Origin of the sequence: Levilactobacillus sp., from assembly GCF_022646225.1 — a bacterium.
Classification (GTDB): Bacteria; Bacillota; Bacilli; order Lactobacillales; family Lactobacillaceae; genus Levilactobacillus; species Levilactobacillus suantsaiihabitans.
In genome coordinates this window covers 44,155-58,217 of record NZ_JALCJA010000005.1, presented here as the reverse complement: position 1 = coordinate 58,217, position 14,063 = coordinate 44,155, and the positions used below count along the sequence as shown (strand labels likewise).

Sequence of the window (14,063 nt, the reverse complement as noted above, 5' to 3'; positions counted from 1 at the left end):
ACTGTAGTAGCTTACCATCGTTTGCCCCCGCCGTCAATCATTCCGCGAGCAGTTCCCGCAACTTGGCCTGGCTGCGGTGCGACGCGGCCTGAACTTGCGGGACGGTCAAATTTTGTTCCTGACTGATGGCGTGCAACGATTGCCCGGTCAAAATGCCGTGAAAGACGCTGTGTTCGACCGCCGATAGCCGCGGCAAGACCTGATACACGGCCTCCTTGGCCTCTAACTGCTCGCGCAAGAGCCACCGCTGATCCGGTAGCGTGTCCGCAAAGTAAGCCGCCTCGGCCTCCAGGGACAACGATTCCCGCGCTAACCGCCGCTTTAAGGCCTGGCTTTGGCGAATCAAGTCAAAGACTCGGTGACGCAACCGCAGTCGGTAAAATGCCCCAAAGCTGCGTGACAGGTCGCCTTTGAAGCGTTGCACCGTGCTGCAGAGCACCAACAGAGCCTCTTGGTCCCAGTCTTCCTGATCGAAGCCGGGGATAAAGTACTGTTTTTGTAGTCGCTGGAGCACGGGGTGGTAACGCTCAAATAAGATCAGCAATGCGGGGGAATCCAGGTCGCGGCGGAGCAAGTCAATCAGGTCGTCATCGGACATATCAAACACGGGTAACGCCTCCCTTTTCGTAGTCCTTTCAGTCTACGGGAGACCCGCGCCCTGCCATAGCGAACGCTCGTTTAACCGGAAATTTATTTTGTTATAAACTGGTTGGTTCTGGCAACGTTGAATTTAGCTGGTCGCCTTACCGTTCGCTAGAGATGAGTTGGAACGCTGAGGGCGGACGGGGTGAGCCAAAGGACGGTCTCGCCGCCTCGCTTTGAGCCGAAAAAACCGTCTCAAAGACGCCAGTTCCCTAAGCGCCGAAACCCACACCGCTAAGGGAACTCCCACAGCTGAACTCATCTCTAGCGAACTCTCGGCTACGGTGGTGGTTGCCAATAACCACTAGTTTAAACATTTCCAACTTGACCCCCAGTAAAATCTGCGGCGATGGCAGCCGCCTTGCAATGACTTGCAAGTGACAGCTATCTGGAACCAGCTGCGTCTCCGGTGATAGGGATCACCACTTTAACGACTCATGTGCTTGCTTGGCCATTTTGCATCCCCTGCCAGGCACCCAATGTGACAGGTAGGGAGAAAACCCTGATAACCGTAGACAACTGGCTAGGTAACATTCCAGCCCATATTGGACGGACGGCAAGGCCACCCCAGTGTATGCAAAAAAGCCTGGGAGCTTCCCAGACTTTCAGACGTTACCCTTAAATAACCAAAACGTGCGCCAACGGGCAGCCAGTTTCGCTTAACACCGCTCGCCGGCTAATCACCCTTGGGCCCACGCTTTTTCTTTGCCTTAGACCGCTTGGCCGCCTTTTCCGGTTGCGCCATCATTTGGTCGCGCAACTTTTCCAGCTTGTAGAGCTGTTGGTCGTTCCATGGCGACTTGCGGACGATACCGCGATCCGCGAATTCACGGGCCGTTTGCTTCACCTCGTTTTGGGCGCGCTCGATATCTCTCAGGAGTTCGCTCGCCGGAATCCGCAAGGCCCCTTCCGAAAAGATGGTCCACTGCTCGGCTTGGTCACTGGTGGCTACTGTCACTTGGGTGAAGCGCGTCTGCCGTTTCTTCGCTAATTTTTCAATATAACTATCCGCCGTCTCGTCACGATTGGTCCAGACGACCTCCAAGTCGAACTGCTTGTAACTCTTGGAGATGCCCGGCACGTACATCGCGTCAAAGACCACGGTGATCTTGGCATCACGTAATTTCTTATAATTGGCCAGCATGTTCAGCAACTCGTCGCGGGCCTCGGGTAACCGGTCCGTTAACTTGAGCCGGTTGAGTTTGGGCCAGTTGCCAATCATGTTATAGGCATCAACAATTAAAATGTCCTCTTTCATTGACTTGCTCCCTCGCTCATGCCGTTAGCTCAGTGTTGCACGGGATGCCGTGAGCTAAACCCTTGATACATCAACAGGCCCGCGGCCACACTGGCGTTTAAGCTTTGGACTTGGCCGACCATCGGGATCGTCAACATCTCATCGACCGTTTCCTTCAAGAGTCGGGAAATGCCCTTGCCTTCATTGCCGATGATGAGCGCACTGGCGCCCTTGGCGTTCCAGTCGCGGTAATCGGTCCCGGCCATGTCGGTCCCGAAGACCCACAAGCCGCGGTCCTTCAGTTCCTTGACCGTGTTGACCAGGTTGGTGACCCGCGCAACGGGTACCCGTTCAATGGCCCCAGTCGAGGTCTTGGCCACCACGGACGTCAAGCCGACCGCTCGGCGCTTGGGGATAATGATCCCGTGCACACCACTGGCATCGGCCGTCCGTAAGATGGAGCCCAGGTTGTGGGGATCTTCGACGCCGTCCAGGATCAAGAAGAACGGTGCTTCGCCGGCCTTGTCGGCGTTGGCGAAGAGGTCATCGATCGTGGCATAGGCAAAGGCCGCCACGCCCAGTGCGACGCCTTGGTGATTTTGGTGGTCCGTCAAGAGGTCTAATTTTTGCTTAGGCACCTCGGAGATGACCAAATGGCGCTTCTTGGCCAACTGGCGAATCTCGTCGATGGCCTCAGCCTTGAGCCCGCTTTGCAAGAAGACCTTGTTGATGGTCTGTTGGCTGCGCAGAGCGGCGACGGCTGGGTGCCGGCCAATCACAAAGTCGCTGCTGGTTTCCGTGTTTGCTTGATTTTCTGTCATTATTCAGTCCGCCCCGCTTCTACTTGTTCAATGCACCACTGGCCGAGTTCATCCACCCGGTCTTGCTGTCCGCTCAACGCCAGATAGCCCATCAAGGCTTCAAAACCGGTGGAGATGCGGTAGGTCACGACGTCCGTGTTCTTGGCGTGGGTGTAGCTCTTGGCATTGCGCCCGCGCTTGAACATGGTCCATTCGTCCTCACTCAAAATCTTGTCCTGTTCCATCAGGTCGATCAACGCCGCTTGGGCTTTGGCCGAGACGTAATGGGTCGCCTTCTTTTGCAAATGATTGGGCTTGGCTAAACCAGCCGCAATCAGGTGCCGCCGAATGATGACCTCGTAAGCGGCATCCCCCATGTAGGCCAGTGCCACCCCGTTTAATTGTTGATAATCTACTTCAGTTGTCATTAATTTCCCTTTCGCCAACGCGTCCCTTGGGGCGTGTCTTCCAAAATAATTCCTTGATTCTTCAATTGCTCCCGAATCTCATCACTGCGTTCAAAGTTGCGGGCCTTACGTGCAGCCAACCGTTCGTCGATCAGGCCTTGAATCCGGTCGTCATCTAATTCAGCGGCGGCCGTCAGCTTCACACCAAAGACGCTCAACAATTCCGCCAGCGTTTGCCGCATGAATTTCAACGTACCGGCAAAGACCACGGGCCGTTCCGCGTAAACGTTGCCGAGCCGGGAGAGTTCGAAGACTTCCGCGACCCCATTTTGCACATTAAAGTCGTCATCCATGGCGTCGATGTAGTCGGCCACGATTTGCCGTGTTTCTTGTTCCACCTTGGGATCATTGCCGGCTTCGGCATCCTTGAGCCGGTAGCCCATGTTGTCATAGGCCGTCTGTAGGCGTTCCAAGTTACGTTCCGCAGTGTCCAGGTTTTGCTGGGTGTATTGAATCGGCCGGCGATACTGCGTCGTGGCCATGAAGAAGCGCAGCGTTTGGGGATTGACGGTCTTCAAAATGTCGTGGACCGTCACGAAGTTCCCCAGCGACTTGCTCATCTTCTCATCATCATCCCCCACCGTGACGAAGCCGTTGTGCAGCCAGTAGTGGACAAATGGCTTGCCGGTCTTGGCCTCACTTTGGGCAATTTCGTTTTGGTGGTGTGGGAAGATCAGGTCTTCGCCACCGCCGTGGATGTCAAAGGTGTCGCCCAGATAGTGCGTCGACATGACCGAGCACTCAATGTGCCAGCCCGGTCGTCCGGCACCCCACGGGGAAGGCCAGGAGATTTCCCCCGGCTTGGCACCCTTCCACAGGGCGAAGTCAACGGGATCTTCCTTACGCGCCGTCTCCTCATCGTTGGTGTGCTGCGAAGCGCCCTCTTCCAAATCATCCAGGTTCAAATGGGCCAATTCCCCATAGTGGGCAAACTTGTGGGCGCGGTAGTACACGTCCCCATCGACCGGATAGGCATAGCCCTTATCGATCAGGTCCTGGACAAAGGCCACGATTTCAGGGATGTGGTCCGTCGCCCGCGGATTGACCGTGGCGGGTTCAATGTTTAGCGCCGCCGTATCTTCCTTGAAAGCCGCAATAAACTTGTCCCCTAATTCCGGCACCGTAATGCCTTCCTTGCGAGCTTCGTTAATCATTTTATCATCGACGTCGGTGAAATTAGACACGTATTTCACCTGGTAGCCTCGGTATTCAAAGTACCGGCGAATAGTGTCAAAGGCAATGGCACTACGCGCATTCCCAATATGAATGTAATTGTAAACGGTCGGGCCACACACGTACATGTTGACCACTCCCGGAGTAATGGGTTCGAATGTTTCTTTTTGGCGAGTCATGGTATTAAAAACTTTGAGCATGCCGAAGCTCCTTTCGCTTCATTAGTTAAATTCAGCCTGGGCCCTAACCAACACCGACCAGGCCACCCGACTAAATGAGTTAGGTCCATTGTAGCATATTCCGGCGACAACAAAGAAGCCGAATGAAGCGCCAATTGGCCCTCATCCGGCTTCTTTACCAAATCGTTAGCCTTCTAATTGGGCTAAGGTCTGGTGAATGTGTTGTAAGGCGGTCTCCCGTCCCACTAATTCAATGGATTCTGGTAATTCTGGCCCGTGCATTTCGTGGGTCACCGCAATTCGAATCGGCATCCATAATTGCCGACCCTTGATGCCCGTCTTGGCTTGAACAGCCTTGATCACGTGGAAGATTTCCACGGAGTCAAAGAGGTCGAGCTTTTCGATCTGCGCAGCGAATTCCTTCAAAACGACGGGTGCCGTTTCGTTATTGATTTCATCAAAGACTTCCCCGCTGACTTGGTCGGGTTCTTCAAAGAAGACTGAGGCCATGTCGTTGATTTGCGCCATGTAGCTCATTTGCCGCTTGTACAGGTTGATCAGTTGGCGTGCCCATTCAATCGTTTGGTTGTCTGGGTTAGCCGGGATGTTGCCGGCCTTGATCAATTGCTTCAAGGCCAGGTCCATGATCGTACTGTCATCGGCATCCTTGACGTAACGGTTGTTCAACCATTCCAGCTTATCACTGTCAAAGGTGGCTGGTGAAGAACTCAACCGCGTTTCATCATACATCTTGATGAATTGCTTACGGTTAAAGATTTCGTCTTCACCCACTGGTGACCAGCCCAACAACAGAATGAAGTTGAACATAGCTTCTGGCAGGTAACCCAATTCGCGGTATTGTTCGATGAATTGTAAGACGGATTCGTCACGCTTGGATAACTTCTTACCGGTATCCTTGCTGATGATCAAGCTCATGTGCCCAAACTTAGGGGCTTCCCAGCCGAATGCTTGGTAGATCATCAATTGCTTAGGCGTGTTGGCCACGTGGTCATCGCCCCGGAAGACGTGACTGATGGCCATCTTGTGGTCGTCAACAACCACGGCAAAGTTGTAGGTTGGCATGCCATCGCGCTTGGCAATGACGAAGTCCCCCCCGATGGTATCGGAGTTGAAAGAAACGTGGCCCTTGACCATGTCGTCCCATTCAAAGACTTCATCCTTTGGAACGCGGAACCGAATCACTGGCTTTAAGCCTTTAGCCTTGGCGTCAGCGATGGCCGCAGCCTTTTCATCTTCGGTCATCCCAGCGTATTCGTATTCGTAGTGTGGCATTTCTTTGCGGGCTTTTTGCGCTTCCCGGTCGGCTTGCAGTTCTTCTTCTGTCCGGTAAGATTCGTAAGCCTTGCCTTCGTCCAACAGTTGTTGGATCAGTGGGGTGTAAATGTCACGGCGTTCAGACTGACGGTAAGGACCGTAGTCGCCACCGACGTCAGGACCTTCGTCCCAATCCAAACCAAGCCACTTTAAGTTTTCTAATTGGCTCCGTTCACCGTCAGCAATGTTCCGTTTCGTATCCGTATCCTCGATCCGAATGATGAACTTACCCTTGTTGTGACGGGCAAATAAATAGTTAAAAATGGCTGTCCGGGCATTACCAATGTGTAAATGACCGGTTGGGCTCGGTGCGTACCGAACCCGAATTGAATTTTTCGCCAAAACGTTTGCGCCTCTTTCTAAAAGTTTTATTCATAATCAATAGTCAATTATGACAGAATGTCTTAATTTTACAATGCTCAAGCGGAAAAAGAAAGGACTCACTCTTAATCCGCCGGAAAAATTTGTTTTTGGGGGACTTTCTGGCGGCAATACGGGCTTGTGCTGGCCGCCTAGACAACTGGCGCCTTTGAAATGCGACCTTCGGCTCAAAACGAGGCGTCGAGACCGCTCTTTGGCTCGATCCGCCCCAGCGTTCCAACCCATATTTGGCGAACGGTAGGCGGTCAGTTCCCGCTGTGAAGCTGTCAACGAGCAATCTTAACGCCATGAGTCGCATGATAACAATAGTTCCAGCTGATTTTCGTCCTTCAACCTTCCGTTAATAAAAAGAGCCTGGACGACACTTGGTCCAGACTCTTGCGTGTTAACTTTAAATAGCTGAAACGTGTGCCAACAGGCAGCTAGCTAATCGCCTCTTGGCCCACTCTCTTAGGCGTTAACGCGACGACTTCGAATTCTTCCCCGTCGTGGCGTTGCCCTTGTTCGCTTTCTTTTGGTCTTCGATGTTCTTCGTCGAATGCAGCGGCTTGGCGAAGATCATGCGGCCAGCATCCGTTTGAATGGCGCTGGTGACGACCACATCCAATTGCTTGTTGATGAAGTAACGACCGTCTTCGACCACGACCATGGTGCCGTCGTCGAGGTAGGCCACCCCTTGTTGCCGTTCCGTCCCGTTTTTCACGACCATTACGTGGAGATTTTCTCCCGGAATGACCCGTGGCTTCAGGGCGTTGGCTAAGGAGTTGATGTTTAAGACCTGGACGTTTTGGAACTGGATGACCTTGTTCAAGTTGTAGTCATTGGTCACGATGACCCCGCCGTTTTGCTTGGCCAAGGCAATCAATTTACTATCGACCTCAGGGATGTCTTCGAAGTCGCCTTCGTACATCTCGATGGGCATGATGTGTTCATTTTGTAACTTGTTCAAGATGTCCAGCCCGCGCCGTCCTCGGACCCGTTTGATGGAGTCGCTGGAATCCGCAATGTACTGCAACTCGTACAGGACAAAGTTGGGTACCAGCAGCGTGCCTTCCAGAAAGCCCGTCTTGGCCAAATCGTAAATCCGTCCGTCGATTAAGATGTTGGTATCCAAAATCTTATAATGGTGGAAATTCGGTTCGGTCTCCTTGTCCAAGACCTTCTTGTCAGCCTCTTCTTCGGCCTTTTTGCCCCGCGGTTGGAACAGCTTGCGCCACTCTTCTAACCGAATCTTGCTCAAGCGGGCCCCAATACGGAAGCCAAAGTAGCCAAACAGAAGCATCAAGATCCACGGAATCACCGTGCCAATGAAGAAGGACGGCACGTGAAACAGAAATTGTGAAATCAATAATGCTAACGCCAGCCCCACGATGGTGAGTAAACTCCCAAAGATAATGGTCATGGGGTTTTGCTTGTTCAGGTAAGTCTCAATCCGATTGATCAACCGCAAAATCACGCCCGCGAAGAGTAATCCGAGAATGAGGAAAATAATGGCTCCAAGCAAAATATTCACGAAGACGTTGTTAATCAAGCGGTTGGTCATTCCCATCAATAGCCAGAGTCGGGAGAAGTACGCCGCTCCCATGACTCCACCTAAGATGGCGAAGATAATTAAAACAACCGTTTTTTTACGCATATTTGTTCACCTCCCTTCAAGGTCCCTGACGCTACACGCCGAGGGCTAATTTTAACGTCTGCCGTAACGTAGACACGCCAACGACTTCGATGCCGTCTGGTGCGGTCCATCCCTGCAGATTATTCTTAGGAACAAAGATCCGTTTAAAACCGAGTTTCTTGGCCTCGGCGACCCGGGATTCGACCCGATTGACCCGCCGAATTTCCCCGGTCAAGCCAACTTCTCCAACGAAGCAATCAGTCGGCGCGGTCGCAGTATCCCGGTAACTGGAGGCAATCGCCAGCGCAATGGCCAGGTCAATGGCGGGTTCATCTAGCTTGACACCCCCGGCCGCCTTCAAGAAAGCATCCTGGTTTTGGAGCATCAGATTGGCCCGTTTCTCCAACACCGCCATCAGTAGCGAGACCCGGTTGCGGTCCAGGCCACTGGAGGTACGTTGCGCGTTACCGAAGACCGACGGCGTGATCAACGCCTGGACTTCGACCAAGATGGGCCGCGTGCCTTCCATCGACACGACGATGGCCGAACCGGTCGCGTCCTTGAGCCGTTCTTCCAAGAAAATTTCCGACGGATTGGCGACTTCATAGAGGCCGCCCTCGCGCATTTCAAAGATGCCCAGCTCATTGGTCGAGCCGAAGCGGTTCTTGACCGCCCGTAAAATTCGGTAGGTGTGGTGCAAATCGCCTTCAAAGTACAGCACGGTATCCACCATGTGTTCCAAGATCTTGGGTCCGGCAATCGCGCCACCCTTGGTCACGTGACCGACCACGAAGATGGTGATGCCGTTGGTCTTGGCAATCTGCATCAATTCACCGGTCACGGCGCGAATCTGCGAGACCGACCCAATGGCCGACTCAATTCCCGGGGCCTGCATGGTCTGCACAGAGTCAATGACCACGTAGTCCGGCTGCATCTGCTCGATGTTGGCCCGGATACTGGCCATGTCCGTTTCCGGATACAGGTACAAATTGTCGCTGTTAACGACCAACCGGTCCGCGCGCATCTTAATCTGTGACGCACTTTCTTCCCCGGAAACGTAGAGGACCTTGCCCCCCGTTTCGCTCAACTGACCAGATACCTGTAACAGCAACGTGGATTTTCCAATGCCGGGATCCCCACCGATTAAAATCAAGGAACCGGCCACGATACCGCCACCCAAGACCCGGTTCAACTCTTCCATCTGGGTCTTGGTCCGTGTCTCCGTTGAATGTTTAATGTCTTTCATCAATTGGGGGCGGGACTGTTCGCTACCAATTGCGGTCCGCGTCGATTGCGGCTTGGCCTTAGCAGCAGTTGGTGTCACAACTTCTTCCACCATGGTGTTCCACTCGCCACAATTTGGGCAACGTCCCAGATAGCGCGGTGAACTGTAATCACAATTTTGACAAACATAAGTTGTTCTTGGTTTAGCCACGAAGATCCCCCTTTTTCTTAGTCTGAATACCTTTATTTTAGCATATCTAGCGGGCAATCCCCCACTAGTCTGTCAGGTCTATTTCTAAAGTTTTAGTTACGGTCCGAGGAGCCAAAGCCGCCGGTCCGTTGCTGTTGTGGTGCCTGCTCGTCATCCGCCAGCAGATAAGGCATGAACAGCCCTTGGGCGATGCGCTGACCTTTTTTAATGACCTGATCTTTTAGCCCCACGTTAATTAATTGAACGAAAATTTCACCCTCATTCTTTTCGTTGTTGTAGTAATCCGCGTCGATCACGCCAATACCATTGGGTAAAATCAAGCTGTGCTTCAACGGATTGCTGGAACGGTTGGCCAGAATCAACACCTCGCCCGGCTGCATGTAGGCCTTGATCCCCGTGGGAACCAACCAAGGCTTGAGGTCACTTTGCCCCGCCAACAGCTCTTCGGTGGTCAGCTCATCTTGGTGCCGCAACCGCTTGAAAGCGTGCAACAAGTCATGGTGCCAAATGGAAGGCAACGTGAAATCCGCCGCACACTCAAAGTCGTAGCCAGCGGCCTGTTTCGTGGTTCGGTACGGCAGCTTGATCCCCTGGTTGGCATATTTACTGACAATTTCAAATCCGCGTTGCATGACAAGCACTCCCTCGATAATATTTTACACTGTTATTTGTTAAAGCGAACGGCTAGTGACGCATTCAAATGGTTGGCCACCTACCGACTGGTCTAGGCGACAACCGTGAGTGTTTCATTTTACCATGAATCTGCCCAGACGCAATCCCTAAATTTACTGGTGAGCCGGTCGTTAAGCTGCGCCGGTGGCCAAAACGATTTGCCGCCAGGTCCCTACTCGACAAGCAGGCAAATACCCGATTGGCCTAGGTCGCCACAGCCGCCGTTTACATTAACCTCTCTAAGCATAAGCAACCTGCCCGCAGATTACCAGCAAAAGTATGTTCGCCAGCCACATTTTTTCTGGGCAAAAGGAGTTGACAATCCCCCGCCGATAGACCAGAATTAAAGGCGAGACTGGTCATGAAAGGAGTTCACCCATGACGATTACGGAACAGCCTGGCCAATTACAAGTGGTGCAAGATGAACAGCTGTTGGCGCGCCTGCATTATTTGCGGTTGAGCGACACTAGCTGGGTGTTGGAACAAATCTTCGTCCGGCCCTCACAGTCTGCCACCACGTTAGCTGACCAGCTGATAAAACGTTTTACCGAACTGGCAACTGCCGCGCAGGTCACGGTTAAATTGCTCGATCCGTACGCCAAGCGATACTTCAGCCAGCATCCCGCCGACCAAGCACTCTTGGCGGATCATCAGTTACCCGTCACCGGTGACGCGGCGGTCAAACCAGTCGCCTTACACCTACACACAGAAGAGGAGTAGTTCACATGGATCAAAACGCATTGAAAGCTTTAGTGGGTCAAGAAGCCGTTAAGTACGTTCAAGACGGCATGATTTTAGGAATTGGAACTGGGTCGACCGTTCGCTACATGATCGACGCTTTGGGCGAACGCGTGAAAAACGAAGGCTTGAACATTGTCGGGGTCGCCACGTCCGACCGTTCTGCCAAGCAAGCCGAATCACTGGGCATCACCATCAAGCAATTGGATGAAGTCGACCACCTTGATTTGACCATTGACGGTGCCGATGAAATCGACGACAACTTCCAAGGCATCAAGGGTGGCGGGGCTGCTCACCTCTGGGAAAAGATCGTCGCCATCAACTCCACCAAGAACATGTGGATCGTCGACGAAAGTAAAATGGTCCACCACCTGGGCAAGTTCCCGTTGCCTTTGGAAGTCATTCCCTTTGGCTCCAGCCACGTCCTGGAAAAGCTGGACAAGATGGGCTTCAACCCTAGCTTCCGCATGAAAGAAGACGGTAGCCATGTGCTGACTGACTCCAAGAACTACATCATCGACCTGCATCTGGGTCGCATCGACCACCCCCACGAACTCGCCAACACCTTAAATGGTATCGTTGGCGTCGTGGAACACGGTCTGTTCTTAGACACGGTCAACACGGTCATCGTCGGCCGCCAAGACGGTCCGGAAGTCTTGAACGCTCGCGATTAAATTAAATTAAACTGATTTCTGGCGAGAGTGGGAGGTTTTGTCCCAAGCTCGCTTTTTTGTGTTCAGCTCCCACTACGCGGTCAATAAACCTGAACAAGCCACTGTCTGCGACAGTCAGCACCTCCCCTGTCACCCGGCTTACCCCGTAACTAAGCGTCAACCATGAAACCATTCGCACAGTAGTGTATCATATGAATATAAGTGATTTTAAAAATCTTAAATGAGCGAGGTAATTTCATGGAAACGACACAGTTAAGTAACGGCGTCACCATCCCCATGTTAGGATTCGGCACCTACTTAATCGACAGTAAGGACGTTCCGGCCGCCATCAAGACGGCGTTGGACGCGGGTTATCGGCATTTAGATTGTGCCCACATTTACGGCAATGAACCTGCCGTGGGCGCGGCCATCAAGGCTTCCGGCGTCGACCGGTCCGACTTGTTTATCACGTCCAAGGTCTGGAACGCCGATCAAGGCTACGACAAGACGCTGGCCGCTTTCGATCAGACGTTGAACGACCTGCAATTGGACTACCTGGACCTCTACCTGATTCACTGGCCCAACGAAGAGAACTTTGACCTGACGTTAGACACCTGGCGCGCCCTAGAAACCCTGTATAAGCAAAAGAAAGTTCGCGCTATTGGGGTCTCCAACTTCTCCCAAGACCAACTGAAACAGGTCTTTGCCATGGCGACCGTTAAGCCCATGGTCAACCAGATCGAACGCCACCCGTACAAGGTGCAAGCTGAACTGGGCAAATTCGACACGGACAACGGCATCGTCAATGAAGGCTACTCCCCAATTGGCCACGGCCATCTGATCCTCGAAGACCCGGTCATCACCAAACTGGCCGACAAGTATGGCAAGTCCCCGGCCCAAATCGTCTTACGGTGGCAAGTCGACACCGGCTTCGTGGTCTTCCCCAAGTCTTCCAAGCCAGCGCGGGTACGGGAAAACTTTGAAATTTCCGGCTTCAACCTGACCGCCGAAGAAATTGCGGCAATCAACGCCTTGGATCAAGACAAACACTTGAACTACGACTAATCTAATGAGAGAGATTGTTAACCAATTGGCCGACAATCTCTTTTTCTTAATTGAAAGTTGAAAGACAAAAATCAGCTGGAACCATTGTTATCGTGCGCCTCATGGCATCAAAAATAATCGTTTTCAGCCTCACAATGCGAACCGGCCGCCTACCGTTCGCCAAATATAGGTTGGAACGGGGCGCGCCCAAAGACGGTCTCAAAGTGGCCTCATGGCCGAAACTTGCGCCAACTTTTCGTTTCCCTATACAAAAAATGAGAAGATTGGAGTACAATGAGAGAATAAGATAGGAGAGTGACGTCATTGAGTAAAGAAATCACGGCGGATCAAACCGCCCGTTATCAACAAGCTTTAGCTGCTGACCCCACCGCAAAGGTTTTGGAACGTGCTGTCAGCCACCAAGGTATCTTAGCAACCTCTGCCGATTACGCTTCTGAAACCGACATGACTCCCGTGTTCTCCATTGATTTGGACACTGGGAAAGTTGCCAACCAAAAGCAAAGTGGCCGTTGCTGGATGTTTGCCGCATTGAACACGATGCGTCATCACTTAGCCGACCTGTTTCATTTGAGCGATTTCGAATTATCGCAGAACTACACGAACTTCTGGGACAAATTTGAAAAAGCCAACTACTTCTACGAAAATGTGTTGGCCACTGCTGACCAACCAACGTCTAGCCGCAAGGTGGCCTTCTTAATGGCGACCCCGCAACAAGACGGTGGGCAATGGGACATGCTGTGTGCCATCATTCAAAAATACGGGATCGTGCCCAAGTCGGTCATGCCCGAAACCTACAACAGCTCCAAGTCTAGCGAACTGAACAGCACGCTGAACTTAAAGCTGCGCAAGGACGCTATAACTCTGCGGAAGTTGGTCGCTGACAAGGCCAGTGACGCTGATATCGCCGCTGCCAAGGACAAGATGCTGGGTGAAGTTTACCGCTTACTGAGCTTCTCCTTGGGCCAACCAGTCGACAAATTTGACTTCGAATACCGCGACGATGACAAGAACTACCACATCGACAAGGGCTTGACGCCAAAGTCATTCTTCGACAAGTATGTGGATTGGGACTTAAACGATTACGTCTCCATCATCAACGCCCCAACCGCTGACAAGCCATACAACCACACCTACACGGTTGAAATGCTGGGTAACGTGGTCAATGGCCGTCAAGTCAAGCACTTGAACGTTTCGATGAAAGACTTCAAACAATTGGCCATCAAGCAGTTGCAGGCCGGTCAATCCGTTTGGTTCGGCTGTGATGTCGGTCAATCTTCCGAACGCCAAAAGGGCATTATGGACACCAAGTACTACGACAAGGATGCCCTCTTCAACATCGACTTCTCCACGACCAAGGCTGAACGCCTGGACTACGGGGAAAGCTTGATGACTCACGCCATGGTCTTGACTGGTGTGGATTTGGTCGACGGTCAACCAACCAAGTGGAAGGTTGAAAACTCATGGGGTGAAAAGGTCGGTACCAAGGGCTACTTCGTCATGAGCGACGCCTGGATGGACGAATATTGCTACCAAGTCGTCGTCAACAAGCAATTCCTGCCTGACGACCTGAAGCACATCCAAGAAACAGAAGAACCAACGGTCTTAGCCCCTTGGGATCCAATGGGTGCTTTGGCTTAACGAAAATTTTGTGTAAATGAAAAGGTATCGGAA

13 protein-coding genes are annotated in these 14,063 nt (G+C 52.4%); 4 read left to right on the top strand and 9 right to left on the bottom strand.

Translation table 11 applies throughout. The annotated features are described in order from the left end of the window. Positions 1-37: 37 nt before the first annotated feature. The 9 genes from LKH74_RS09090 to LKH74_RS09050 form a co-directional block, all read right to left on the bottom strand. Complete coding sequence (locus tag LKH74_RS09090; protein WP_287708430.1) at positions 38-598, bottom strand: sigma-70 family RNA polymerase sigma factor; 561 nt, start codon at positions 596-598, stop codon at positions 38-40. Positions 599-1,318: 720 nt separating this feature from the next. Then, on the bottom strand, positions 1,319-1,900 hold the full coding sequence (locus LKH74_RS09085; RefSeq protein WP_287708398.1) for an NYN domain-containing protein: 582 nt from the start codon (positions 1,898-1,900) through the stop codon (positions 1,319-1,321). A 29-nt stretch (positions 1,901-1,929) separates the two neighbouring features. Then, positions 1,930-2,700 carry a 23S rRNA (guanosine(2251)-2'-O)-methyltransferase RlmB gene (gene rlmB, locus LKH74_RS09080; RefSeq protein ID WP_287708399.1) on the bottom strand — a complete coding sequence of 257 codons (771 nt, stop codon included), beginning with the start codon at positions 2,698-2,700 and terminating at the stop codon, positions 1,930-1,932. Continuing rightward, positions 2,700-3,107, bottom strand: a complete 408-nt coding sequence (locus LKH74_RS09075; protein ID WP_208910601.1) for a Mini-ribonuclease 3 — start codon at positions 3,105-3,107, stop codon at positions 2,700-2,702. The genes rlmB and LKH74_RS09075 overlap by 1 nt, the downstream gene beginning before the upstream one ends. Beyond that, positions 3,107-4,519: a cysteine--tRNA ligase gene (gene cysS, locus LKH74_RS09070; RefSeq protein WP_135368208.1), complete on the bottom strand. Its 1,413-nt coding sequence runs from the start codon at positions 4,517-4,519 to the stop codon at positions 3,107-3,109. Before cysS ends, LKH74_RS09075 begins: the two co-directional genes overlap by 1 nt. A 165-nt stretch (positions 4,520-4,684) precedes the next feature. Beyond that, on the bottom strand, positions 4,685-6,175 hold the full coding sequence (gltX, locus tag LKH74_RS09065; protein ID WP_287708400.1) for a glutamate--tRNA ligase: 1,491 nt from the start codon (positions 6,173-6,175) through the stop codon (positions 4,685-4,687). Positions 6,176-6,671: 496 nt separating this feature from the next. Beyond that, complete coding sequence (locus tag LKH74_RS09060; RefSeq protein ID WP_287708401.1) at positions 6,672-7,850, bottom strand: PIN/TRAM domain-containing protein; 1,179 nt, start codon at positions 7,848-7,850, stop codon at positions 6,672-6,674. 31 nt (positions 7,851-7,881) lie between these two features. Further along, positions 7,882-9,264 carry a DNA repair protein RadA gene (radA, locus tag LKH74_RS09055; RefSeq protein WP_135368211.1) on the bottom strand — a complete coding sequence of 461 codons (1,383 nt, stop codon included), beginning with the start codon at positions 9,262-9,264 and terminating at the stop codon, positions 7,882-7,884. A 92-nt stretch (positions 9,265-9,356) separates the two neighbouring features. Then, the gene (locus LKH74_RS09050) at positions 9,357-9,896 is read right to left on the bottom strand and encodes a dUTP diphosphatase (protein ID WP_135368212.1); all 540 of its coding nucleotides are present in this window, start codon (positions 9,894-9,896) and stop codon (positions 9,357-9,359) included. 418 nt (positions 9,897-10,314) lie between these two features. On the opposite strand from LKH74_RS09050, the gene LKH74_RS09045 reads away from it, so the two are divergent. From LKH74_RS09045 to LKH74_RS09030, 4 genes are all read left to right on the top strand, one after another. Next, positions 10,315-10,656, top strand: a complete 342-nt coding sequence (locus LKH74_RS09045) for an N-acetyltransferase (RefSeq protein WP_287708403.1) — start codon at positions 10,315-10,317, stop codon at positions 10,654-10,656. A gap of 5 nt (positions 10,657-10,661) precedes the next feature. Further along, the gene (gene rpiA / locus LKH74_RS09040; RefSeq protein ID WP_135368214.1) at positions 10,662-11,348 is read left to right on the top strand and encodes a ribose-5-phosphate isomerase RpiA; all 687 of its coding nucleotides are present in this window, start codon (positions 10,662-10,664) and stop codon (positions 11,346-11,348) included. Positions 11,349-11,585: 237 nt separating this feature from the next. Beyond that, complete coding sequence (locus LKH74_RS09035) at positions 11,586-12,392, top strand: aldo/keto reductase (RefSeq protein WP_287708404.1); 807 nt, start codon at positions 11,586-11,588, stop codon at positions 12,390-12,392. Between the two features lie 303 nt (positions 12,393-12,695). Next, the gene (locus LKH74_RS09030) at positions 12,696-14,030 is read left to right on the top strand and encodes a C1 family peptidase (RefSeq protein ID WP_287708405.1); all 1,335 of its coding nucleotides are present in this window, start codon (positions 12,696-12,698) and stop codon (positions 14,028-14,030) included. The last annotated feature ends 33 nt before the right edge of the window (positions 14,031-14,063 follow it).

Bases quoted from the DNA above. Each gene is read 5' to 3' on its own strand.
- LKH74_RS09090 (WP_287708430.1), bottom strand. From the start codon at position 598: ATGTCCGATGACGACCTGATTGACTTGCTCCGCCGCGACCTGGATTCC.
- LKH74_RS09085 (WP_287708398.1), bottom strand. From the start codon at position 1,900: ATGAAAGAGGACATTTTAATTGTTGATGCCTATAACATGATTGGCAAC.
- rlmB (WP_287708399.1), bottom strand. From the start codon at position 2,700: ATGACAGAAAATCAAGCAAACACGGAAACCAGCAGCGACTTTGTGATT.
- LKH74_RS09075 (WP_208910601.1), bottom strand. From the start codon at position 3,107: ATGACAACTGAAGTAGATTATCAACAATTAAACGGGGTGGCACTGGCC.
- cysS (WP_135368208.1), bottom strand. From the start codon at position 4,519: ATGCTCAAAGTTTTTAATACCATGACTCGCCAAAAAGAAACATTCGAA.
- LKH74_RS09060 (WP_287708401.1), bottom strand. From the start codon at position 7,850: ATGCGTAAAAAAACGGTTGTTTTAATTATCTTCGCCATCTTAGGTGGA.
- LKH74_RS09050 (WP_135368212.1), bottom strand. From the start codon at position 9,896: ATGCAACGCGGATTTGAAATTGTCAGTAAATATGCCAACCAGGGGATC.
- LKH74_RS09045 (WP_287708403.1), top strand. From the start codon at position 10,315: ATGACGATTACGGAACAGCCTGGCCAATTACAAGTGGTGCAAGATGAA.
- rpiA (WP_135368214.1), top strand. From the start codon at position 10,662: ATGGATCAAAACGCATTGAAAGCTTTAGTGGGTCAAGAAGCCGTTAAG.
- LKH74_RS09035 (WP_287708404.1), top strand. From the start codon at position 11,586: ATGGAAACGACACAGTTAAGTAACGGCGTCACCATCCCCATGTTAGGA.